Here is a 22,288-nt window from a genome sequence, read left to right as displayed (position 1 = left end):
TCCACGCGGGCGCGGATCAGGGGTTGATCTTCACCCAGAACGGGTCGTTGACGTGCAGGATGCGGTCGTCGAAGAAGAAGGCGATCAGCGACCCGCCGGCCGAGGCGTTCTGCGAGGCCGGGACCCACCGGACCGAGAAGTCCCAGGTCCCGCTGCTCGCGCCTTCGGCGGTCGAGCGGAAGGGGTATTCGTCGCACTGCCATCCCTCGGCCGCCTCCTGCGGGGTCTTGGGCGGTAGCCCGGTCGTCGCGTTGTAGGGGCCGTTGCGGTTGCAGGCGTAGTTCTTCCAGGTCGTGTTCGCCGCGGCGATGACGCTGGTGCCCGCCACCCGGTGCAGCGACCCGAACTCGGGGTCGGGGTCGGGCTCCCAGCGTCCGGGGATCACCTTGCGGTGCGACTCCACGGGGTAGCTGGTGTCGGGGCTCAGCTGGGCGTCCTGGATGTGCTGGGCGACGGCTCCGTGCTTCTTGCTGGAGATGTTGTACTGCAGGTGCGGGATCACGACGGTGAACACGCACGCCTTGTCGAACGCCTGGCCGAACCGCGAGAAGTAGTCCGCGGAGTCGCAGCGGAACGGCAGGTCGAGGGTCTTGCCCGGCGGGTTGAGGGGATATTCGAGTGACGTGGCGTCGGTGACCAGGTGCCAGTCGGGAACGGTGATCTTCTCCCGGCTGGAGTCGCCGGACTGCGCGGGGGACCGCAGGTCCCACGACGACCACGCGGTGGTGGTGTTCCAGGCGGCCCAGGTCTTACTGGCCGCAGGCGAGGTGCCGGAGCAGTACGGCGCGGCCTGGGCGCATTCGGCGTGCACGGCGAAGGGCTGCCCGGTGGGCGGGGGAGTGGTCCACGCGATGTAGGCGACCGACCCGGCCACCGGACGCCAGAACACCCGGATGGCCCGATCGGTGTTGCTGCCCAGCGCCACCATCTCCCAGAACACCTCGACGCTGCCCATGTAGACCTCGGCCCCCGTCTGGGGGTTGCGCTTGGTGTAGTTGGCCCGGTAGCCGACCGTCTGGCACCACATCAGCCGGTTGTAGGTCCAGCCCTCCTTCCGTGCGGCCTCCGGCTTGGCCAGGCAGTCGCCGGTGTCCGGCTGCGGCGGCGCCGCCGGGAACGCCGCGGCGGTGGCCAGCCGGCTCACGCCCTGCCGTGACCGGCCGTCGTCGGTGACCTTGTCCGCGTCGTAGTAGGAATGGTCGCCGAGCGCGACGGCCTGGCGCAGGGCGCGGTCGCGGGCCTGCTCCGGTGACGACGGTTGCGTCTTCGCGGTCGCCGGGCCGGGGGTGGGGGTCTGCGCGGCGGCGGGCGTGAGCGCGCCGGCGCACAGCACGAGCGGGATCAGCATCGCCAGCGTCAGGCGGGAGCGCGGTGACATGGCTCAGCCCCCCGACCTGGCCGGGGTGACGTCCTCTTCCCAGGGGCACCAGCCGAGGCCGGGAACGGGGCCGTAGTTGACGCCGCCGGACACGTGGGTGGCGGGGAACCCGCCCCACCCGCCGGCCGCCCAGACCTCGTCGGCCTCGGTGTAGAGCCAGATGTCGTTGAGCGCCGCGCCGACCGGAGGGTTCTCCGGTCCGTGCGCCTGGCAGACGAACCAGTTGTCCCCCGCGTAGAGCCTGCCTATCGGCTGCCAGCGGCCCTCGACGTAATTGTGGACGTCCCCCGCCCGGTAGTTGTTGCAGAAACGGGTCGGCCACCGCTGCCCCAGCGTGTCGGTGACGGTCGGCCCGGTGCCCCAGCATCCGTCAGGCGCGGCGGCCTGGGCTGGGGGCGCGGTGAGCACGGTGGTGGCGGCCATCGTGGCCACGGCCACGCCGGCGAGGCGTCTTGCCGCGACCATGACTCTCCTTTTCTTCTGGTGTTCGCTCACTGTCATGAGTGCAGGTATAAGGCCGGCGGATTGTTCGGTATCACGCGGTGGACACCGAACAACAACTGCTGAACAATGAAGCCCGGCTCAGGGGATCTCAACGGGGGTGGCGATGCCTCGCCGAGAACGGCCACTGGACGTCGGCGACGACGCGTTGTTACGGTTCGCAGCCGACCTGCGACGATTACGGGAAAAGGCCGGCGGCCCTTCGTACCGCGAACTCGCGAAACGCGCGCATTACTCCGCGGGCACCCTGTCCGAGGCGGCGGGAGGCCGGAAACTGCCCAGCATGGCGGTCACTTTGGCCTTCGTACGGGCCTGCGGAGTGGATTCGGCGGAATGGCAGGAGCGGTGGATCGCACTGGCCGCGGAAATGAATCCGCCGGGCGGCGGCGAAACACCGGGAGAAAGCCCGCCCTATGTCGGCCTCTCCTCTTTCGAGCCGCAGGACGCCCACCGCTTCTTCGGCCGTGAACGCCTGGTGGAGAAGATCAGGTCCAGCCTGTCCGAACACCGTTTCCTCGCGGTGCTCGGCGCCTCAGGATCGGGGAAGTCGTCACTGCTGCGGGCCGGTCTGCTTCCCCTTGTGCGGCCGCGCCCGGCGATACTGCTCACCCCGGGAGCCCATCCCCTCCAGGAATGCGCGGTACAACTCGCGGCCCGTCTCGGCGTCACCCCCGGCGGGCTGCTCGCCGAACTCACCGAGGATCCCCGCAACCTCGGGCTGGCCGTCCGCCAGCTCCTCGCCAAGGAGGGCAGGGACGGCGACCTCGTCCTGATCGTCGACCAGTTCGAGGAGGTGTTCACGCTCTGCCCCGGACCCGCCGAGCAGGCCCGGTTCATCGACGCGCTGGTGAGCGCGGCCAGGGAGCCCGGCAGCCGCACCCGCGTGGTCCTCGGCGTGCGCACCGACTTCTACACCCACTGCGCGCGCCACCCCGACCTGGCCGACGTCCTGCAGCGGGCCCAGATCCTGGTCGGGCCCATGACGGCCGAGGAACTGCGCCAGGCCATCACCCGGCCGGCCGCCGAGATGGACTACCGGGTGGAGGGCGCGCTGGTGTCGCGGCTCATCGCCGACGCCACCGGGCAGCCCGGGGTGCTGCCGCTGATCTCGCACGCCCTGCTGGAGACCTGGCGGCGGCGCCGGGGCAACACCCTCACCCTGGCCGGGTACGAGTCCACCGGCGGGATCGACCACGCCATCGCGCAGACCTCCGAGGCGGTGTACACCGCGCTGAGCGAGGACCAGCAGGCCGTGGCCCGGCAGATCTTCCTGCGGCTCACCGCCCTGGGCGAGGGCACCGAGGACACCAAACGCCGCGTCGCCGGTGACGAGCTGACCGGAACCGACGACGACGGGGTGCTCGACGAGCTGACCAGGGCCCGCCTGGTCACCCGCAACGGCGACAACGTGGAGATCGCCCACGAGGCGCTGATCCGGTCCTGGCCCCGGCTCCGCGGCTGGCTGGCCGAGGACCGGGAAGGGCTGCGCCTGCACCGCCAGATCACCGAGGCGGCGGGGGCGTGGGAAGCCGAGAGCCGCGACGACGGCGCCCTCTACCGTGGCACCCGCCTGGCCGTCGCCCGGGACTGGGCCGCCGCCAAGGATCCCGTCCTTTCCGCGCGGGAGCGGGAGTTCCTCGCGGCCGGCGTCGCCGCCGAGGCCAGGGACCAGGACGCGGCCCGCCGCCGCGCGCGCCGCCTGCGGGAACTGGTCGCGCTGCTGGCCGTCCTGCTCGTCGTCGCCGGCTCGGCCACCGTCTACGCGGTGGCCAACGGGCGGATGGCCGCCGGGCAGCGCGACATCGCGCTGTCGCAGAAGGTCGCAGGGGACGCCGTCGAACTGCGCGCGGCCAACCCCGCCCTGTCGGCGCAGCTCGCGCTGGCCGCCTACCGGCTCTCGCCCACCGACGAGGCGCGCAGCGTCCTGCTCAGCACCTTCGCCACCCCCTACGCCACCCGGGTGACCGGCCACACCGACCGCGTCAACGCGGTCGCCGTGAGCCCCGACGGGCGCCTGCTCGCCACCGCCGGTCGCGACGCCACCACCCGGCTGTGGCGGATCGCCGACCCCCACCGCCCGCAGCCGCTGGCCGTGCTCACCGGCCACCGCGAGAACGTCAACGCCGCCGCGTTCAGCCCCGACGGGCGCCTGCTCGCCACGGCGGGCTGGGACCACACGGCCCGGCTGTGGGACACCACCGATCCCCGCCGCCCCCGGCACCTGGCCGCGCTGGGCCACGCCGACGACGTGAACGCCGTCGCCTTCAGCCCGGACGGGCGCACGCTCGCCAGCGCGAGCACCGACACGACGGTCCGCCTGTGGGACGTCGCCGGCCACCGCCTGCGCGCGACGCTCGCCGGCCACACGGCGGGCGTGGTGGGGGTGGCGTTCAGCCCCGACGGGCGCACGCTGGCGAGCGCCTCCTTCGACCACGCCGCCGGGCTGTGGGACGTCACCGATCCTGGGCACCCGGGGCGGCCGCGCATGCTCACCGGGCACACCGACGCCGTCGCCTGGGTCGCGTTCAGCCCGGACGGGCGCCTGCTCGCCACCGCGAGCAACGACGGCACCGCCCGGCTGTGGGACGTCGCCGCCGGCACCAGCATCGTGATCAGGGGCCATCGGGACGTCGCCAGGTCGGTGGCGTTCAGCCCCGACGGGCGGCTCCTGGCCACCGCCAGCCTGGACGACACCATCCGCCTGACCGACGTCGGCGACCCCCGGCACCCGAGGCTCGTGACGACGCTCACCGGCCACACCGGCAACGCCGTCTCGGTCGCCTTCACCCCCGATGGGCACACGCTGGCGACGGCCAGCGACGACTACACCGCCCGCCTGTGGGACCTGCCGGGGCCGGCGCTCACCGTCCCCAGCGCCGCCGTCTACTGGATCGCGTTCAACCCCGACGGCCGCACCCTGGCGACCGTCGGCGAGGACCACGCCGCCCGGCTGTGGGAGGTCACCGACCCCGTCCACCCCCGCCTGCGCTCCGTCCTGACCGGCCACGAGGACGAGATCTGGGGCACGGCGTTCAGCCCCGACGGCCGCACCCTCGCGACCGCGAGCAACGACGGCACCGCACGGCTGTGGGACGTCACCGACGCCGGCCGCCCCGCCCCGAGGGCCACCCTCACCGGGCACAAGGAGAACGTGAACGCCGTGGCGTTCAGCCCCGACGGGCGCGTCCTGGCCTCCGCCAGCCTCGACCACACCGTGCGCCTCACCGACGTGTCCGGACCCGGCCGGCCGCGTGACCTGTCCTTTTTCACCGGCGACACCGAGGGGGTGAACGCGGTCGCCTTCAGCCCGGACGGGCGCACGGTGGCCACCGCCGGCTGGAACCGCACCGCGCGCCTGTGGGACGTCACCGATCTCCGGCGGCCCGCGCCGCTCGCCACGCTGACCGGTCACACCGACGGCATCAACGCCCTGGCGTTCAGCCCGGACGGGCGCACGCTGGCCACCGCCGGGTACGACGACACCGCCCGGCTGTGGGACGTCGCCGACCCCCGGCGCGCCGCGCCGCTGACCACGCTCGCCCGCCACACCGACAACGTCAGCATGGTCGCCTTCAGCCCGGACGGCCGCACCCTCGCCACCGCGGGCAGCGACCGCGTCACGCGATTATGGGACCTCGCCGACGTCCGCCGTCCCCGGGAGCGGTCCTCGCTGGAGGCGCACACCGACCGCGTGTCCTCGGTCGCGTTCAGCCCGGACGGGCACACGCTGGCGACCGGCGGCTACGACCGCACGGTGCTGCTGTGGGAGACCGACCCGGCGCGGCTCGCCACCCGGCTCTGCCGGATCACCCACCCGGCGATCACCACGGCCGAGTGGGACCAGTACTTCCCCGGCTTGGCGTACCGGCCGCCGTGCCCGTGACCGGTACGCCACCCGTCCCGGCCGTCCTCCCCGGGCCCGGCCTCCGTCCCGGCCGTCCGTCCCGGGCCGGTGTCGTTCAGAGGCCGATCAGGCGGGTCTGGGCCTCGTTGTGGTGGTGGCCGGCGGCGGGGGTGAGGCCGTCGAGCTTGGCGACCTGCTCAGGGGTGAGCTCGATCGTGTCGGCGGCGGTGTTCTCCTCCAGGCGGGAGACGCGCTTGGTCCCGGGGATCGGGACGACGTCCCCGCCCCGGGTGAGCAGCCACGCGAGGGCGACCTGGGCGGGCGTCGCGCCCGCCTCGGCGGCGACGGCCTCGACCTCGGCCGCGCTGCGGAGGTTGCGCTCGAAGTTCTCGCCGGTGAAGCGGGGGTTGTCCTTGCGGAAGTCGTCGTCGCCGAACTGCTCGGTGGAGCTGATGGTGCCGGTGAGGAAGCCGCGTCCGAGCGGCGAGTAGGCGACGAGGCCGATGCCGAGCTCGCGCAGGAGCGGCAGCGTCTCGGGCTCGGGGTCGCGCGTCCACAGGGAGTACTCGGTCTGGAGCGCGGTGATCGGGTGGACGGCGTGCGCGCGGCGGATGGTGGCCGGCCCGGCCTCCGACAGCCCGATGTACCGGATCTTGCCTTCGGCGACGAGCTCGGCGAGGGCGCCGACGGTGTCCTCGATGGGGGTGCCGGGGTCGACGCGGTGCTGGTAGTACAGGTCGATGTGGCCGGTGCCCAGGCGGCGCAGCGACCCCTCGACGGCGGTGCGCACGTTGCCGGGGCCGCTGTCGAGCCCCCTCCGGCCGGTGTGGGAGATCATGCCGAACTTGGTGGCGAGCACGACCTGGTCGCGGCGGTCCTTCAGGGCGCGCCCGACGAGCTCCTCGTTGGTGTACGGGCCGTACACCTCGGCGGTGTCGATGAGCGTGACGCCCAGGTCGAGGGCCCGGTGGATGGTGCGGATCGACTCGGCGTCGTCGCTGCCGGCGCCGGTGTAGGCGAAGCTCATGCCCATCGTGCCGAGTCCGATCCGGCCGACCTCCAGGTCGCCCAACCTGACGTGCTTCATATCGTTCTCCGTTTCACTGCGGACAGAGGTCGTAGCGGCTGAGCCCCCCGGCCGTGCGCCGCCGGGCCGTCAGGCGTTGGTGACGTGGTAGGTGACGAGCGCCCAGTCGCGTCGCTCGCCTTCCCTGAGGTTCCAGACCTTGATCGACCGCGTGGTCGACTCGCCGGCCCACAGGTAGAACTGGTAGGCGACGCTGTGGGACAGCTCGTTGGTGTTGGAGCTGGCGCCTTCGTAGAAGTCGACGCGCCCGGTGGTGAGGATGTTCCCACCGTACGCGATCTTGTGGGTGGCGAAGACCTCGGTGCGGATCTCACCGCCGCACTTGGCGGAGGGGCGGTAGCTGACGGCCCTCGCGTCCGTGACGAGGCGCGACAGCCGGATCGTCGTCTTGCAGTGCTCGTCGTCGGCCCAGAAGCCAGGCTCGTAGTCGTTGGTCTCGATCACGAGAGTGCCGGAGATGTACCGGGACGCGGTGGCCGACGTGGCACCGGCGGCCGGGGCCGCGCCCACGATGGCCAGGGACAGCAGCCCGGCGGCGGAGGCGATCTTCAGTCCGGTGTGGCGCGGTGAGCTCTTCATGGTCCTCAGTCCCCGTGGATGGTGGGCTCTTCCGTCTCCATTCAGTTGTAGGCGGGATCGCTTGCAGGGACCTTGACACCTCTTTGCGGATTCTCGCGGCGCGCGCGTCAGCGGTGGACGGCGTCCGAGGCGTCCTCCTCGGCGAGGAAACCGCCGGACTGGTGGTGCCACAGGCGGGCGTACGGCCCCTCGGCCTGGAGCAGTTCGCGGTGGTCGCCCTGCTCCACGATGCGGCCCTGGTCGAGCACGATCAGGCGGTCCATGCGGACGACGGTGCTCAGCCGGTGCGCGACCACCAGTGCGGTGCGGTCGCGCATCAGGGCCCACAGCGCCTCCTGCACGAGGATCTCGCTCTCGGAGTCCAGCGCGCTCGTGGCCTCGTCCAGCAACAGGATCGGCGCGTCGCGCACGATGGCGCGGGCCAGGGCGACACGCTGCCGCTGGCCACCGGAGAGCTTCACGCCGCGCTCACCGACCAGCGTGTCGAAGCCGTCCGGCAGGGCCTCGGCGAACTCGGTGACGTGCGCCGCCCGCGCGGCCCGGCGGATCTCGGCGTCGGTGGCACCCGGCCGGGCGAAGGCGATGTTGTCGCGCAGCGACCGGTGGAACATGGCGGGTTCCTGCGGGACGTAGGCGATCAGGCTGCGCAGGTCGGCCTGGCGGAGCAGGGCGATGTCCTGGCCGCCGATCAGGATCCGGCCGCCGTCGATGTCCATGAGACGCAGCAGCAGCCGGGTGAGGGTGGTCTTGCCGCCGCCGGACCGGCCGACCAGCCCGATCTTGGTGCCGGTGGCGATGCGCAGGTCAAGGCCGTCGAACAGGAGCGGGTTGCCGGCGTGCGCGAACCTCACCCGCTCGAACCGGACCCCGGCGTCGGCCGGGCGCAGCGGCTGCGGCTCGTCGGGGTCGGTCACGCCGGGCGGGGTGAGCAGGAGCTCGGTGAACTGGGCGGACTCGGTGAGCACGCTCTCCATGCGGCGGTAGATCTGGTTGAAGTCGAACATGATGCCGATCGAGGTCGTGTAGTAGCTGAAGGTCACCACGATCGCCTCCACGCCCAGGCCGCCGCGCAGGGCGACGGCGAGGAGCAGGCCGGCGGTGCTGGTGATGATCGACAGCGGGGCGACGACGGTGTCCACCCGCAGATTGCCGTAGTCCCAGGAACGGACCGTCAGCCTGCGCTGCTCGGCGAGCCGGGAGCGGTGCTCCAGGGCCTCGCGGTCCTCGGCCGCGAACGCGCGGACCGTGTCCATGTTGGACAGCACGTCGGCGACGTGCCCCGACACCCGTACCTTGGCGGCTTCACGCAGGTCCACCAGCCGCTGGCGGCGGCGGATGAGCGGGGCGACCAGGACACCGGTGACCATGATGAGGCCCACCAGGACGACGACCAGCAGCGGGTGGTACCGCCACAGCACCACCGAGGCGAACCCCAGCGGCACCACCTTGGCCACGATCGAGAACGTGAGCGTGTCCATGAAGCCCTCGAACCCGCCGGAGAAGCTCAGCACCCGCTTGGTCAGCGCGCCGGCGAAGTTGTCGTGGAAGAACGCGGCGTCCTTGGCCAGCAGCTCGTCCATGCCCGTCACGCCGAGCCGCTCCATGCCCCGGGCCTCCGCGCGGTTCACGAAGTGCAGGGCCACCCGCCACAGGATCTCGCCCGCGAGCAGCAGCCCGCCGAAGGCGAGCACGTACGGCAGGAGCACGGCGAGGGTGGCGTCCTCGCCGGCGGACAGCCGGCCCACGATCCCGCCCACCGCCAGCGGCGCCAGGTAGAACAGGCAGGTGTTGCCCGCGGCGGGGAGGAACAGCGCGGGCAGGGCGACCGGCCACTGGCGCAGCAGCTCCCTGCCGTAGTGGCGCAGCGCCAGCAGGACGGCCGATCTCCGGGCGGACGGCGGGTCCTCGAAGGAGCCACGTGATCCCAGCATGGCCATCCGCCCCTCCGAATCCCTGCGCCTACGGCCATGGTGGCGCAGGGCGGGGGCGGGGGGCGAACGATTTTCGGCGGCCCGGGCCACCGCGGGCGAACGAGAGCGGGCCCCCGGTGTGGTGCTCCCGGGGACCCGCTCGCCTGCCTGACCTGGTTCGCTACTTCGTGAGCGGGGCCAGGTCGGGGTCGTTGGCGTAGGCCTCGACGACGTTCGCCTTGGTCACGATCAGCGGCGGCAGCAGGAACGACGGGACGACCTTCACCCCGTTGTCGTACGACTTGGTGTCGTTGACCTCAGGGGTCTTGCCGGCCTGCAGGTCCTTGACCATCTGGATGGTCTGCTTGACCAGGTTGCGCGTGTCCTTGTTGATCGTCGAGTACTGCTCGCCGGCCACGATGGACTTGACCGACTCCGGCTCGGAGTCCTGTCCGGTCACCACGGGGATCGGCTTGCCGGCGCCCTTGACCGAGGTGATGATGGCGCGGGCCAGAGTGTCGTTGGGGGAGAGCACCCCGTCCAGCGTCTTGCTGGTGTAGGTGGAGGTGATCAGCGAGTCCATCCGGCGCTGGGCGTTCTCCGCCTTCCAGCCGTCGGTGGCGGTCTGCTTGATGGCGGTCTGGCCGGAGCCGACCTTCACGTCACCGGAGTCGATCTGCGGCTTGAGCACGCTCATCGCGCCGTCGAAGAAGACCGCCGAGTTGTTGTCGTCCGAGGAGCCGGAGAACAGCTCGATGTTGTACGGGCCCTTGTCCTTCTTGGCCTTCATGCCGTCGAGCAGGGCCTGGCCCTGGAGCTCGCCGACCTTGAAGTTGTCGTAGGCGACGTAGTAGTCGACGCCCTGGGTGTTCTTGATGAGCCGGTCGTAGGCGATGACGGTCGCGCCGGCCGCCTTGGCGGCCTCCACCTGGGTGCTGAGCTGCGCGGCGTCGGTCGCGCCGACGACGATGACCTTGGCGCCCTTGGTGACCATGGCCGAGATCTGCGCCTGCTGGTCGGCGACGGTGGTGGAGGAGCCCGCGTACTGGACGTCGGACTTGAAGCCGGCCTCCTTCAGGCCGTTGGTGAACAGGTCACCGGCCAGGACCCAGTTCTGCGACGTCTTCGCCGGCAGCGCGACGCCGATCAGCGAGTCGGCGGCGAAGCCCTTCGCGGGGGCGGCCGAGCCGCTGGCGCCCGCGGAGGTGTCGTCCGAACGCGTGGAGCAGGCGGTGAGTGCCAGCAGCGCGACGGCACCGGCCGCCACGCCCCTGGCGAGGATATTGCGCATTTCAATGCCCTTCGTAGAAGTAGGACGGGGGCGGAGGCTTGCCGTCCGTCGAACGGTGGCCGTCAACCGGCCACCGGACTCTTGCCTTGTTCCTGGCCCGCCGCCACGGGTGAGGCGGGATCCGCCGGAGGTGTGTCCCGGCGGAACGGTCGTGTCAGCGACTCGATGACCGAGAAGCGCCCCTGCTTCTTGTTGTAGACGTCGAGCGCGACGGCCAGCAGCAGGACCAGGCCCTTGATGATCTGCACCCGGTCGGACCCGACGCCCATCAGCTGCAGGCCGTTGTTCAGCACGGCCATGACCAGGCCGCCGACGATGGATCCGCTGATCGTGCCGAGGCCGCCGGAGACGGCCGCGCCGCCGATGAAGACGGCGGCGATCGCGTCCAGCTCCCAGCCGATGCCGTCCTGCGGCCCGGAGGCGGCGGAACGGGCGACGAAGATCATGCCGGCCAGGGCCGCCAGGACCGACATGTTCATCATCACCAGGAAGTTGACCCGCTTGAGCTTGACGCCGGACAGCTCGGCGGCGCGGGCGTTGCCACCGACCGCGTAGATGTGCCGGCCGCCCGCGGTGTTGCGGGTGACGAACCCGTAGATCACCACAAGGACGCCGAGGATGATCCCGGAGATGGGGAAGCTGGTGCCGACCCGGCCGCCGGCGAACCGCAGGGTCGCGAACACCACGACGAGGATCGGGACGCCGACCCGGATCGCCGAGATCCACATCGGGGTGACGTCGGCGCCCATCTCGCGCCGGGTGCGCCGCGCCCGCCACTCGCGGACCACGACGGCCACGCACAGCACCAGGCCGAGCAGCAGCGTGAGGTTGTTGTACCCGGTGTTCGGGCCGACCTCCGGCAGGAATCCGGCGCCGATGACGCGGAACCCCTCGGGCACGGGGACGGTGTCGGCGTTGCCGATGAACTGGTTGCCGCCCCGGAACAGCATCATGCCGGCCAGGGTGACGATGAACGCGGGCACTCCGACGTAGGCCACCCAGAAGCCCTGCCAGGCGCCGATGACGGCGCCGGCCGCCAGCCCGATCAGGATGGCAGGGAACCACGGTATCGAGTAGTCCTGCATGACCTTGGCGACCACGATGCCGACGAACGCGGCGATCGAGCCCACCGACAGGTCGATGTGCCCGGCGACGATGACCATCAGCATCCCGATCGCCAGGATCAGGATGTAGGAGTACTGGCTCACCAGCGAGACGAGGTTGCCGGAGTTCAGCGTCAGGCCGTCGGTCAGGATCTGGAAGAGCAGGACGATCGCCACCAGCGTGAAGATCATCCCGAACTGCCGGGCGTTGGAGGTCGTTCCTCCGAACAGGGACTTCTGAAGTGCTTTCATGCGGCTCATGATCGCTGTGCCTTCTTCACTGAGGTCATCTGTTTCATCAGTAGCTCGGGGTCGGCGTCCCGCCGGTCGATGTTGCCGGTGATGGTCCCCTCGAACACCGTGTAGATCCGGTCGCACAGGCCGATCAGCTCGGGCAGCTCCGACGAGATGACGATGACGCCTTTGCCCTGTTCGGCGAGCCGCTGGATGATGCCGTAGATCTCGTACTTGGCGCCCACGTCGATGCCCCGGGTCGGCTCATCGAGGATCAGCAGGTCGGGATCGGTGAACATCCACTTCGCCAGCACCACCTTCTGCTGGTTGCCACCCGACAGCGTGGTGACCGCCTCGTCGACGGTGGGGGCCTTGACGCGCAGGCTCTTGCGGTAGCCCTCGGCCGCCCGGTGCTCGCGCACCGGGTCGACCACGCCGTGGGTGGAGACCTTGGACAGCTTGGCGGCGACCATCGAGGTCTTGATGTCGTCGAGCAGGTTCAGGCCGATCGACTTGCGGTCCTCGCTGACGTACGCCAGGCCGTGGTCGATGGCGTCCGACACCGACCTCAGCACGATCTCCTTGCCGTCCTTGAAGATCTGCCCGGAGACGTAGGTGCCGTACGAGCGGCCGAAGATGCTCATCGCCAGCTCGGTGCGCCCGGCGCCCATCAGGCCGGCGAACCCGACGATCTCGCCGCGGCGCACGGTGAAGCTGGACCCCTTGACCACCAGGCGGTCGGCGGAGATCGGGTGCCGGACCGTCCAGTCGCGCACCTCGAAGAAGACCTCGCCGATGTCGGGGGTGTGGTCGGGAAACCGGCTGTGCAGTTCCCGGCCGACCATGCCACGGACGATCCGGTCCTCGTCGACGCCGTCGGCCTTGACGCCGAGGGTCTCGATCGTCTTGCCGTCCCGCAGGATGGTGATCGCGTCGGCGACCTGCGCGAGCTCGTTGAGCTTGTGGGAGATGATGATCGAGGTGATGCCCCGCTGCCGGAAGCCGCGCAGCAGCTCCAGCAGGTGCTGGGAGTCGGCCTCGTTCAGGGCGGCGGTGGGCTCGTCGAGGATGAGCAGCTTCACGTCCTTGGCGAACGCTTTCGCGATCTCCACGAGCTGCTGCTTGCCGACGCCGATGTCCTTGATCAGCGTGTCCGGGTCCTCTTCCAGGCCGACCTGGGCCATCAGCTCCAGCGCACGGCGGTTGGCGATCTTCCAGTCGATCACGCCGCCTCGGCCCGGCTCGTTGCCGAGGAAGATGTTCTCGGCGATGGACATGCCGGGCACCAGGGCGAGCTCCTGGTGGATGATCACGATGCCGGCGTGCTCGCTGGCCCGGATGTCGGCGAACCGGCTCTCGGTGCCCTGGTAGAGGATCTCACCGGAGTAGGTGCCGTAGGGGTACACCCCGCTGAGCACCTTCATCAGGGTGGACTTGCCGGCGCCGTTCTCCCCGGCGATCGCGTGGATCTCGCCGGCCCGCACCATCAGGTTGACGTCGGAGAGCGCCTTGACCCCGGGGAACTCCTTGGTGATCGAACGCATCTCCAGCAGGACGGGTGCGTCGCTCATGAGCCGTTCACCCGGTTCCTGGCCGGTGCCGGGAACGGCCGCGGGGCGGCGGGGTCGCCGTCCCTGGGCCGCCGGAGGGATCCGTGCGCGTCCGGCCGCAGGGGCTCGCGCGACGTCACCAATGACATTCTTGCCTCCGGGGTCGTCATCAGCTCAGGCGGCATCGACCGCGGCCTGAGACGTGGTTCTCCCCAGCGCCGGTCGACGGGGGTGGTCGCGCCCGGGTGGAGTTCCTGGCCGGACACGATCCCGAGGGAGGAAAGGGTTGACGCGCATGACGATGGTGGTTTCCTCCGATCGGGCTATGACATCGTTGTCAGGCAGGCAGCGGGTAGAGACTCCTCCCGTGTTACGGGCATGTCAACTGGGGCCGTTTCAATGTAGCCGTTTCGTGACGCATCCGGGACGTACAGGGTGTCCCACCTCACACGATGCACCGTCCGGGCCGCCAGGGCGGCGCCGGATCGCGGGCCATCGGCCCTGCCGTACGCGGCCGTCCTGGACCGGTCGCGCACGGTTCAGCGCGGGGGGACGCCCCGCGTCACCAACTCGGTGGGGAGCACTATCGTACGCGGCCACGAACGGTCGCCCCCGATGCGGCGGAACAGCAGTTCGGCGGCGGCCCTGGCGAGCTCGCGGGTGTCGTAGGCGATCACCGTCAGCGGGTACGGCGACAGGCGGGCCATGTCGAAGTCGTCGAACCCGAGCAGCGCGGCGTCGCTGCCGCGCCGGTGCAGCTCCTCGATCACCCCGAGGGTGATCCGGTTGTTCAGGCTGAAGAAGGCGGTCGGCGGATCGGGCCGTTCGAGCATCTCCGCGACGGCGCGTGCGGCCGCCGCCGGATCGCGGACGCCGTCGCGGACCAGCCGGGTGTCGTACGGCACACCGGCAGGGGCCAGCGCGTCCTGCGCACCGTCGAGCCGCTCGCGCATCGTGTAGACGCCGATCGAGTCCAGCAGGATGCCGATGCGGCGGTGGCCCGCCTCGACGAGCCGGCGCACCCCGGCCAGCGCGCCCCCTCGGTTGTCGAGCAGCACCGTGTCGGCGAGCAGCCCGCCGGCCGGCCGGTCGAGGAAGACCATGGGGGTGCCGAGCTCGACCTCGGCGCGCAGGAACGAGTGGTCGTCGCCGGCCGGCACCACGAGCAGCCCGTCGACGCGGCGGGCGCACATGTCGCGCAGCAGCTGCCGCTCGCGCCCCGGGTCCTCCTCGGAGCTGGCGATGATGAGCATCGTGTCGTGCTGCCGGGCGATCTCGGCGGCGGTTCCCGCGATCGTCGCGTAGAACGGGTTCGCGATCTCCTCGATCAGCAGCCCGATCGTGGCCGTGGTCTGCCCGGAGCGCAGCGAGCTGGCCAGCAGGTTGCGGCGGAAGCCGAGTTCGGCGACGGCGGCGAGCACCCGTTCGACGAGCTCGGGCTGGACGTGCGGCGCGTTGTTCACCACGCGCGAGACGGTCTTCAGGCTCACCTTGGCCCGGGCCGCCACATCCGTCATGGTGGGCCGCCTCGTCCTACCGGCGTCGCTAGCCATGGACGGAACCATATCGGTACCCGCCGCTATTGTGACAACGTTGTCCAAGCCATAGGAGTCCTCTCGTGTCCGATCTCGCCCTCGCCGTCGACATCGGCGGGACCAAGGTCGCCGCCGCCCTGGTCACCGCCGACGGGACCGTCACCGAACGCCGGGTGCGGCCGACGGCCGGGTCCACCGACCCCGAGGCGGTCTGGCGCCCGGTGGCCGCTCTGGTGTCGGAGGTGCTCGCGGCGGCCGGCACGGCGCGGGTGGCCGGCGTCGGCGTCGGCTCGGCCGGCCCGATCCACCTGCCTGAGGGTTCGATCAGCCCGGTCAACATCCCGGCCTGGCGCCGCTTCCCGCTGCTGGGCCGTATGGCCGAACTGGTCCCCGGGGTCCCGGTCCGGCTCGCCGGCGACGGCGGCTGCGCGGCGGCGGGGGAGCACTGGCGGGGCGCCGGGCAGGGCGTGGACGACCTGCTGGGCATCGTCGTCTCCACCGGCGTCGGGGGCGGCCTGATCCAGGCCGGGCGCCTGTTCTGCGGGCCGAGCGGCAACGCCGGGCACATCGGCCACATGGTCGTCGACCTGGACGGCCCCCCCTGTCCGTGCGGCGGGTGCGGCTGCGTCGAGGCGATGAGCAGCGGGCCGAGCATGGTCGCCTGGGCGCTGCGCGCCGGGTGGAAGGCGCCCGTCCCCGCGCCGGCCGGGCAGGACCTCGCGGCCGCCGCGCGGGCCGGCGACCCGTACGCGGGCGAGGCGTTCCGGCGGTCCGGCCGCGCGCTCGCGGCGGGCATCGTCTCGACGGCGGCCATCTGCGACCTGTCCCGTGTGGTGATCGGCGGCGGCGTCGCGGCCGCCCACGACCTGCTCTTCCCGCCGCTGCGCGCGGCCATCGCCGAACACGGCCGGCTGGCCTTCCTGCGCGGGCTGACGGTGACGACGGCGACCCTCGGCAACTCCGCCGGCCTGGCCGGCGCCGCCGCCCTGATCCTCGCCCCGGACACCTACGCCGGCCGCGGCGTCGCCTCCTCCACCTGACCCCCGGCACCCCCCACGGCCGCGAACCGCTCTGACCAGGCGCGTTCGATCTTGACAACGTTGTCTCGGTGAAACGCCGTCAGCCGGTCCGCAGACGGTGGCGGGACCTGATTCTCGTCGCCGTCATGTACACCACGAGCACGGCGAACAGCAGTACCGCCCCGGTCACCAGGGGGTTGACGAAACCGGGGACCAGATCGGCGCCGCACGTGGTGTCGTGCAGCGGCCACATGCTCTGCGATCCGCCGGCGGGGCCGCGGTGGCCGTACGCGTAGGTTCCCGGACTCGCGAGCGCGCAGCGGTCGTCGGGGTCGGTCCACGCCCCGGCGGTGGTCGTCCTCAGCCCGTACGCGTAGGCGGTGACCGCCGTGCACGCCGCCGCGGCGGCCAGCGTCCACCCCGCGCGGCCCGCCGCCCGGCGTTCACCGAGAAGGGCGAGCACGGCCGACACCACCAGCACGAGGACGGCCACCACGCCCACCGGCCATGCCAGCCCGAGCAGCAACAGCACGACAAGGAGAAGGAACTTCACCGCGTCCATTGGCGCGCAAGCATAACCACCCCCTACGCGCGCGGCGGCCCCCCACCATCACACGCGAGCACCGGAACCCCTGCCCGGGTCACTCGATCAGGCGGGCGAAGGCGGCGGGGGTGACGATGGGGATCCCGTAGCCCCGGGCCTTGCGCGCCTTGCCGGACAGGGTGTCAGGGTCGGCCGCGACCAGCAGGCGGACCCTTTTTGTCACGTTGGGGTGGGACACGTAACCGGCCCGGCAGGCGCGTTCCTCCCAGGCCTCGCGCCCGCCGTCCATGTCGCCGGTGAAGGCGACCAGGTCGCCCGGCCGGAGGGCGTACCGGGTGAGCGGCACGGCGGGGGTCGTGCAAGCGAGGGCGTCGGCGACCGCCTGGGCGGGCATCCGCAGGAGGCGCGCGACGAGTTCGAGTTCGTGGCGCTCCCCGGGGGTGACGACCCCGTCGGCCTGGGCGAGCCGGGCGAGCGCCGCCAGATAGTCGCTGTGCAGCCGCTCCACGTCGGCGCGGCACAGGTCGAGCCGGGTGGCGAGCTCCACCAGGGCGTCGGCCTCGCCCGCGGAGATGTGGTGGTCCAGGAGCACCCGATCGAGGAGGGCGAGGTAGGCGTCGGCCTGCGCGGGTTCGAAGGCCCGGGGGAGGCGGTCGACAAGACGTGCGAGGAAGTGGTCGTCGCGTTCGGCGGCCACGCCCCGCGGGACCCACGGCGTGCCGGTGTCCGGGATCGCCGGCCAGCGGGCCCCGGCCGCGTGACGCAGGTGCGGGTGCCACGGAGAGGCGGGACGGGACAGATCGAGGTAGTGACGCAGGAGGCCGGCCGTGGCGCGGGCGTCCACGAGCGCGTCGTGGTGACCGTCGAGGGGGATCCCGGCCTCGGCGCAGCACCCGGCGAGGTTGCGCGGGGCGCGGGGGAGGAACCGGGTGGCCTCGGTCATCGTGCAGATGCCCAGCCCGTCAAGGGAAAGGGGCGGCGCACCGACGAGAGCGAACTCGTGTCGCAGGAAGCCCAGGTCGAATCGGAGGTTGTGCGCCACGAGGGCACGGCCGCGCAGCAGGCCGGTCAGGGTCCCGGCGATTTCGGCGAACCTCGGGGCGTGGCGGATGTCGGCGGCGTCGATGCCGTGGATGTGCCGAGGGCCCAGGTCGCGCTCGGGATTCACCAGCGTGCCCCATTCGCCGGTGGGTTCCCCGGACGGGTCGAGATGGACGATGCCGACCTCGACGATCCGGTCGTGCCATGAGGGCCGCAGGCCGGTGGTCTCCAGATCGAGAACGGCGTAACCGACCGGCTCATTCGCCATTTCTTCCCCTTTCCGCAGCGGACGTCATCGACGATTCCACGATCGAGGGAAAGGGGAAATGCCGATGCGCGCACTGTGATCGGCTCGTGACAGGAGCGGGGATTCGCTCGCGCCGGAATGGTGAAATGCGACCGAGGTCGGTGATGGGTATTGCTTGGTTTTATGGTGATTTGTCCTGATGAATACCCCGGTCCGGGTCAGGATGATGAAAGCGTCACCAGGCCGGGTACCTCGCTGAAATCTGAACGGCTTCGCCGGCAGGCGGTCCACCGGGCCGGTCGTCCCCGATATTCGGCTGCAATGGCGCTGCAATGTCGGGTGGGACTCTCGAGGACGGTCGCCGAGGGTTTCGGATGCCGATTCGGGAGCGGTCAGCGGGGGAGGCATTGTGGGCGGCGTCGTCGGGACGGTGGGCTCGGCCGTCCGCCTGTGCCGTGACCGGGGGGAGTTCCTGCGGCGGGCCGGGGAGTGGACGGTGGATCGGCCGTTCCCGCTGCTCGAGGGGCCCGCGCTGGACCGGTACGTGTCGCTGTTCCCGCAGGGCGTGCTGCCTACCGTCGTGCCGGAGGCCCGGCCGGGGCTGGTGCTGTCGGCGGGAGGCGAGTTCGGCGCGGCCGCAGGGTGGATGCTCGCCACCGCGACCGGCCGCCCGCACCGGCATGTTCCCGCCGGACGCCTGACCGCCGAGCTGGCCGCCCGTCCCGAAGAGACGGTCGCGGTCGTGGGGCTCGCCGGCGAGCTGTCCGAGGCCGGGGACTGGCCCGGGGCCGCGGGCAGTCCCGTCGGCGTGGTCACGGGCCGCACCGAGGAGTCGCTGGCCTGCCTGGTCTACCGCACGCTGACCGTCGAGGCGGCCGGCGAGGACAGGGTGTTCGTCGGCTCGCACCCGATGCTGCCCGGCGCCGGGGAGGCGGACGCGCTCGAACTCGCCGAGTTCGGCCACGTACGCGCGAACCGGGTACGGCTCCTCGTCCTGCGCACCTACGGCCGCGAGTGCTGCGCCGGCCTGGTCGACGGCATCATCTGCGGGCGCTCGGACGCCCTGGACGTCGTGCCCCGGCCGGTGGCCCCCGGACTGCGGGCCACGCCCTGCCTGCGGGGCGAAGGGTGCTTCCGCCGAGACCTGGGCGAATCGGACCGCCTGCCCGCACGGGACCTGCACGCGACGCTGGTGATGGCGCAGAGCTGCGCGTCCGTCGCCGTCGGGGTCAACGCCTATCCGACGGACATCGGTCTTGGGCTCGGCTTCCTTGACGGGACGGCGGTGGCGGTGATCGGGGCGGTGGGCCTCCACCTGGAGCATGCCCGCGCCCAGGTGGAGCTGGAGGACGCGCTGGCGGACGGTGTGCCGCTCGGCGAGGTGGTCCGCCGCATGAACGAGCACGGGTATCCGATCCAAGGTGATCTGACCAGGTTCGGCCTGCTGGGCGACCCTGGTCTCACCCTGCGTCCTGGTCCTGGCCCCGACCTCGGCAGCGGGTCGCGTCCCGGTCCCGATCCTGGCCCCGGCGCAGGGTCGCGTTCTGACGCCGGCCCTGAGGGTCGCGGTACGGGCGGTGGTCCGCGGAGGCGGGAGGACGAGGGCGTGGTCGCGTCGTTGCGGCGGCTGAACGGTGTGGTCGTGCCCCGGCTGGAACGCCTGTGCTGGTTCGGGCTGGAGATCGACGAGGCCGAGGTCGACGCGATCCGCGCGCGCGTCCGCGAGATCTGCCGTGACCTGCTCGACCCCGGGACGGCCCGATCGGCCGCCGCCGTCGCGGCCGACCTGGCCGAGGTGCAGCGGCGCGCCGCCGAATCGCTGGCCGGCCGGATATACACCTCCGGATGGGACTTCGCCGGCGGCGCCTTCGGTGGCCTGCGTCAGGTCGGCAGGACCGACGAGGTGTGCCCCAACTGCGGCAGGGCGACGGCCGCCCTGCTCCGCCTCCGGCACCGCGTCGAGGAGGACGTCCACGTGACGACGCTGGTCTGCCGGCGGTGCGGGGACCTGTGGTGGACCACGGAACCGGGCGACCCGTCCATCACCATGAGCGGGGTGCTGGACGTGGACGCCGCCCGGGGTACGACCGCGTACGTCGAGAGGGAGATCGCCAACCTCGGCGGCGAGACCGTGCGCGGAGGCGCGGGGTTCGCGTTCAAGGCCCGCAGCGCCCTCGGGCTGCCGCCCGCCTGGAGCACGGGCGCCGAGGTGGGCGCGGGCGAGGTCCACCGGCTGCGGGTCCCCGTCGACCTGCGCTTGTACACCCCTCGGCCCGACACCCACACCGGGATCTTCGTCGCCCTGCTGGACGGGGTCTACGTCGCATCGCTGACGATGCTGAAGCTGGCCTGACGCACCGCCCGGCCGCTCACCGGCCGGGTACGACGACACCGGACCGGAAGGGTACCGAGACGATGAGCTGGGGAGACCGAGGCGGTCGCGGCCGACTCGAACTGCTGGTGTCCGCCCAGGCCGAGCGCGATCCCGGCGCCCGCGCCGTCGTGGACGGCGCCGCCGAGTGCGGGTACGGCGAACTGGAGAACCGGGCGAACCGGCTCGCCCGGGCCCTGGTCGACCAGGGGGTGGGGCCGGGCGACCGGGTCTGCCTGATGGTGCCGAAGTCCGTCTCGGCGATCGTGGCCGTCCTCGGGGTCCTGAAGTCGGGGGCGTGCTACGTCCCGATGGACACCGCGAGCCCCGCCCGCAGGCTCGGCCGGGTGCTGCGCCGGTGCGGGCCGTGCTGGGTGGTCGCCGACCCGGGCGTGTCCGGCCTGGTGGCGGGGTGCCTGGACGAGGCGGGCCCGTCGAGCGTGCGCGGCGTGCTGTGGCTCGGCCCGGTCCCCGAGGACTTCACCGCGCCGGCGGCGGTGCGCCCGCCCGTGGTCCCGGTCGGCCTCGACGACGGCCCCGCCGAGCCGCCGCCGGTGCGCGGCGACGCCGGCGACCTTGCCTACATCATGTTCACGTCCGGCTCGACGGGCGAGCCGAAGGGGGTGCCGGTCACCCACGCGAGCGTGCGGCACTTCACGTCGTGGGCGAACACGCGCTTCGGGCTCGGGCCCGGCGACCGCGTCTCGGGGCACGCGCCGCTGCACTTCGACATCTCGGTGTGGGACGTCTTCGGTGCGCTGACCTCCGGCGCCCGGCTGTACCTGGTGCCGCCGCACGCCAACCTGCTGCCGAGCCTGACCGCGGACTTCCTCCGGCGGACCGGGCTGACGCAGTGGTTCTCCGTCCCGTCCGTGCTGGTGCAGATGGCGCGCCGGGACGTGGTGGCGTACGGGGACTTTCCCGACCTGCGCCGGCTCATCTGGGTGGGGGAGGTGTTCCCGGCCGCCGCCGTGCGCTACTGGATGGAACGGCTCCCGCACGTCGAGCTGACCAACGTCTACGGTCCCACCGAGACGACGATCGCGAGCAGCCACCACACCCTGACGTCGGTCCCGGGGCCGGGCGCGCCGCCGGTCCCGATCGGCCGGGCGATCCCCGGGGAGCGGCTCGCCGTGCTCGGCGCGGACCTGGCGCCGCTCGCGCCCGGCGTCGTCGGCGACCTGCACATCGCCGGCGCGGGGCTGAGCCCCGGCTACTGGCGGGATCCGGCCGCGACCGCCGCCGCCTTCCGTGAGGCCCCCGGGGGCGAACGCTGGTACCGCACCGGCGACCTGGCCGCCATGGACGCCGAGGGCGTCTTCCACTTCCACGGCAGGGCGGACCGCCAGGTCAAGGCGCGCGGTCACCGTGTCGAGCTGGACGAGATCGCCGTCGCGCTCGGCCGGGTGCGCGGGCTGTCCGCCGGGGCGGTGGTCGCGGTGTCCGGCGACGGCTTCGAGGGGACCGAGATCTGCGCGGCGTACGTGCCCGTGCCGGGCGGGGGTCGCGGCCCGGCCGAACTGCGGGCCGAGCTCGCGGGCACCCTGCCGCCGTACATGGTGCCGACGCGCTGGCTGGTCCTCGACTCGATGCCGATGACCCCGAACGGGAAGACCGACCACCGCGCGATCGAACACCGCTTTCTGGACGCCACTCGGCGCCCGTCCGGGCACGGGTCCCCGGACGCCGATCGGCGCCCGGCCGGGCCGGGGTCCGCCGATCGGTGCGCGGATACGCGTGGGTCCTTGGAGAGGGAGGTCGGGGCATGAGAGGGGACGATTCGGTCGCCGGGCGCGTCGCGGCGCTGATGCGCGACTCGATGTTCGTGGACCCGCCGGACGACACGACCGACATCGTCGCGAGCGGGCTGATCGACTCGATGGGGTTCATGCGGCTCTTCGCCCTGCTGGAGGACGAGTTCGGGATCGAGGTCCGGTCCGCCGACCTGCGATTGGACCATTTCCGGACGATCGAGCGCATCGCGGGGTTCGTCCGCGACAAGCGCGCGGCACGACAACCGGCCGGCGACCATGCCGCGACGTGACGTCCCCGCC

At 72.0% G+C, this 22,288-nt stretch carries 16 protein-coding genes; 5 read left to right on the top strand and 11 right to left on the bottom strand.

Annotation, left to right across the window (positions count from 1 at the left end):
- Positions 1-16: 16 nt before the first annotated feature.
- A complete protein-coding gene (locus tag NYZ98_RS05165) occupies positions 17-1,378 on the bottom strand; it encodes a NucA/NucB deoxyribonuclease domain-containing protein (RefSeq protein ID WP_262841310.1) in 1,362 nt (453 codons plus the stop codon).
- A 3-nt stretch (positions 1,379-1,381) separates the two neighbouring features.
- Entirely contained in the window at positions 1,382-1,843 is a 462-nt protein-coding gene (locus NYZ98_RS05160) for a hypothetical protein (protein WP_262841309.1), read from the bottom strand.
- Between the two features lie 142 nt (positions 1,844-1,985).
- On the opposite strand from NYZ98_RS05160, the gene NYZ98_RS05155 reads away from it, so the two are divergent.
- Complete coding sequence (locus tag NYZ98_RS05155; RefSeq protein ID WP_262841308.1) at positions 1,986-5,762, top strand: nSTAND1 domain-containing NTPase; 3,777 nt, start codon at positions 1,986-1,988, stop codon at positions 5,760-5,762.
- A 76-nt stretch (positions 5,763-5,838) separates the two neighbouring features.
- On the opposite strand, the gene NYZ98_RS05150 is transcribed toward NYZ98_RS05155, so the two are convergent.
- The 7 genes from NYZ98_RS05150 to NYZ98_RS05120 form a co-directional block, all read right to left on the bottom strand.
- Complete coding sequence (locus tag NYZ98_RS05150) at positions 5,839-6,810, bottom strand: aldo/keto reductase (protein ID WP_262841307.1); 972 nt, start codon at positions 6,808-6,810, stop codon at positions 5,839-5,841.
- Between the two features lie 69 nt (positions 6,811-6,879).
- Positions 6,880-7,389 (bottom strand): hypothetical protein, encoded by a 510-nt coding sequence (locus NYZ98_RS05145; RefSeq protein WP_262841306.1) that lies wholly within the window; start codon positions 7,387-7,389, stop codon positions 6,880-6,882.
- Between the two features lie 107 nt (positions 7,390-7,496).
- Positions 7,497-9,320, bottom strand: coding sequence for an ABC transporter ATP-binding protein (locus NYZ98_RS05140; RefSeq protein WP_262841305.1), 1,824 nt, complete (start codon positions 9,318-9,320; stop codon positions 7,497-7,499).
- A 160-nt stretch (positions 9,321-9,480) separates the two neighbouring features.
- Positions 9,481-10,590, bottom strand: a complete 1,110-nt coding sequence (locus NYZ98_RS05135; RefSeq protein ID WP_262841304.1) for a substrate-binding domain-containing protein — start codon at positions 10,588-10,590, stop codon at positions 9,481-9,483.
- Positions 10,591-10,652: 62 nt separating this feature from the next.
- A complete protein-coding gene (mmsB, locus tag NYZ98_RS05130; protein ID WP_262841303.1) occupies positions 10,653-11,945 on the bottom strand; it encodes a multiple monosaccharide ABC transporter permease in 1,293 nt (430 codons plus the stop codon).
- Between the two features lie 5 nt (positions 11,946-11,950).
- Positions 11,951-13,498: a multiple monosaccharide ABC transporter ATP-binding protein gene (gene mmsA, locus NYZ98_RS05125; protein WP_262841302.1), complete on the bottom strand. Its 1,548-nt coding sequence runs from the start codon at positions 13,496-13,498 to the stop codon at positions 11,951-11,953.
- 518 nt (positions 13,499-14,016) lie between these two features.
- The gene (locus tag NYZ98_RS05120) at positions 14,017-14,994 is read right to left on the bottom strand and encodes a LacI family DNA-binding transcriptional regulator (protein WP_262841301.1); all 978 of its coding nucleotides are present in this window, start codon (positions 14,992-14,994) and stop codon (positions 14,017-14,019) included.
- Between the two features lie 101 nt (positions 14,995-15,095).
- On the opposite strand from NYZ98_RS05120, the gene NYZ98_RS05115 reads away from it, so the two are divergent.
- Positions 15,096-16,052 carry an ROK family protein gene (locus tag NYZ98_RS05115; RefSeq protein ID WP_262841300.1) on the top strand — a complete coding sequence of 319 codons (957 nt, stop codon included), beginning with the start codon at positions 15,096-15,098 and terminating at the stop codon, positions 16,050-16,052.
- Positions 16,053-16,131: 79 nt separating this feature from the next.
- Here NYZ98_RS05115 and NYZ98_RS05110 read toward each other — a convergent pair whose 3' ends face one another.
- Positions 16,132-16,584 carry a hypothetical protein gene (locus NYZ98_RS05110; RefSeq protein WP_262841299.1) on the bottom strand — a complete coding sequence of 151 codons (453 nt, stop codon included), beginning with the start codon at positions 16,582-16,584 and terminating at the stop codon, positions 16,132-16,134.
- Between the two features lie 88 nt (positions 16,585-16,672).
- Positions 16,673-17,884 (bottom strand): exonuclease domain-containing protein, encoded by a 1,212-nt coding sequence (locus NYZ98_RS05105; protein WP_262841298.1) that lies wholly within the window; start codon positions 17,882-17,884, stop codon positions 16,673-16,675.
- Between the two features lie 388 nt (positions 17,885-18,272).
- Here NYZ98_RS05105 and NYZ98_RS05100 point away from each other — a divergent pair, with 388 nt between their 5' ends.
- The 3 genes from NYZ98_RS05100 (at position 18,273) to NYZ98_RS05090 (ending at position 22,278) form a co-directional block, all read left to right on the top strand.
- Positions 18,273-20,216, top strand: a complete 1,944-nt coding sequence (locus tag NYZ98_RS05100) for a hypothetical protein (RefSeq protein WP_262841297.1) — start codon at positions 18,273-18,275, stop codon at positions 20,214-20,216.
- Positions 20,217-20,278: 62 nt separating this feature from the next.
- The gene (locus tag NYZ98_RS05095; protein WP_262841296.1) at positions 20,279-22,003 is read left to right on the top strand and encodes an amino acid adenylation domain-containing protein; all 1,725 of its coding nucleotides are present in this window, start codon (positions 20,279-20,281) and stop codon (positions 22,001-22,003) included.
- Positions 22,000-22,278 carry an acyl carrier protein gene (locus NYZ98_RS05090; protein WP_262841295.1) on the top strand — a complete coding sequence of 93 codons (279 nt, stop codon included), beginning with the start codon at positions 22,000-22,002 and terminating at the stop codon, positions 22,276-22,278. Before NYZ98_RS05095 ends, NYZ98_RS05090 begins: the two co-directional genes overlap by 4 nt.
- The last annotated feature ends 10 nt before the right edge of the window (positions 22,279-22,288 follow it).

Source organism: Sphaerisporangium corydalis, from assembly GCF_025506355.1.
GTDB lineage: Bacteria > Actinomycetota > Actinomycetes > Streptosporangiales > Streptosporangiaceae > Sphaerisporangium > Sphaerisporangium corydalis.
The sequence above is the reverse complement of the archived record's forward strand: the minus strand, read 5'-3'. Positions and strand labels throughout refer to the sequence as shown.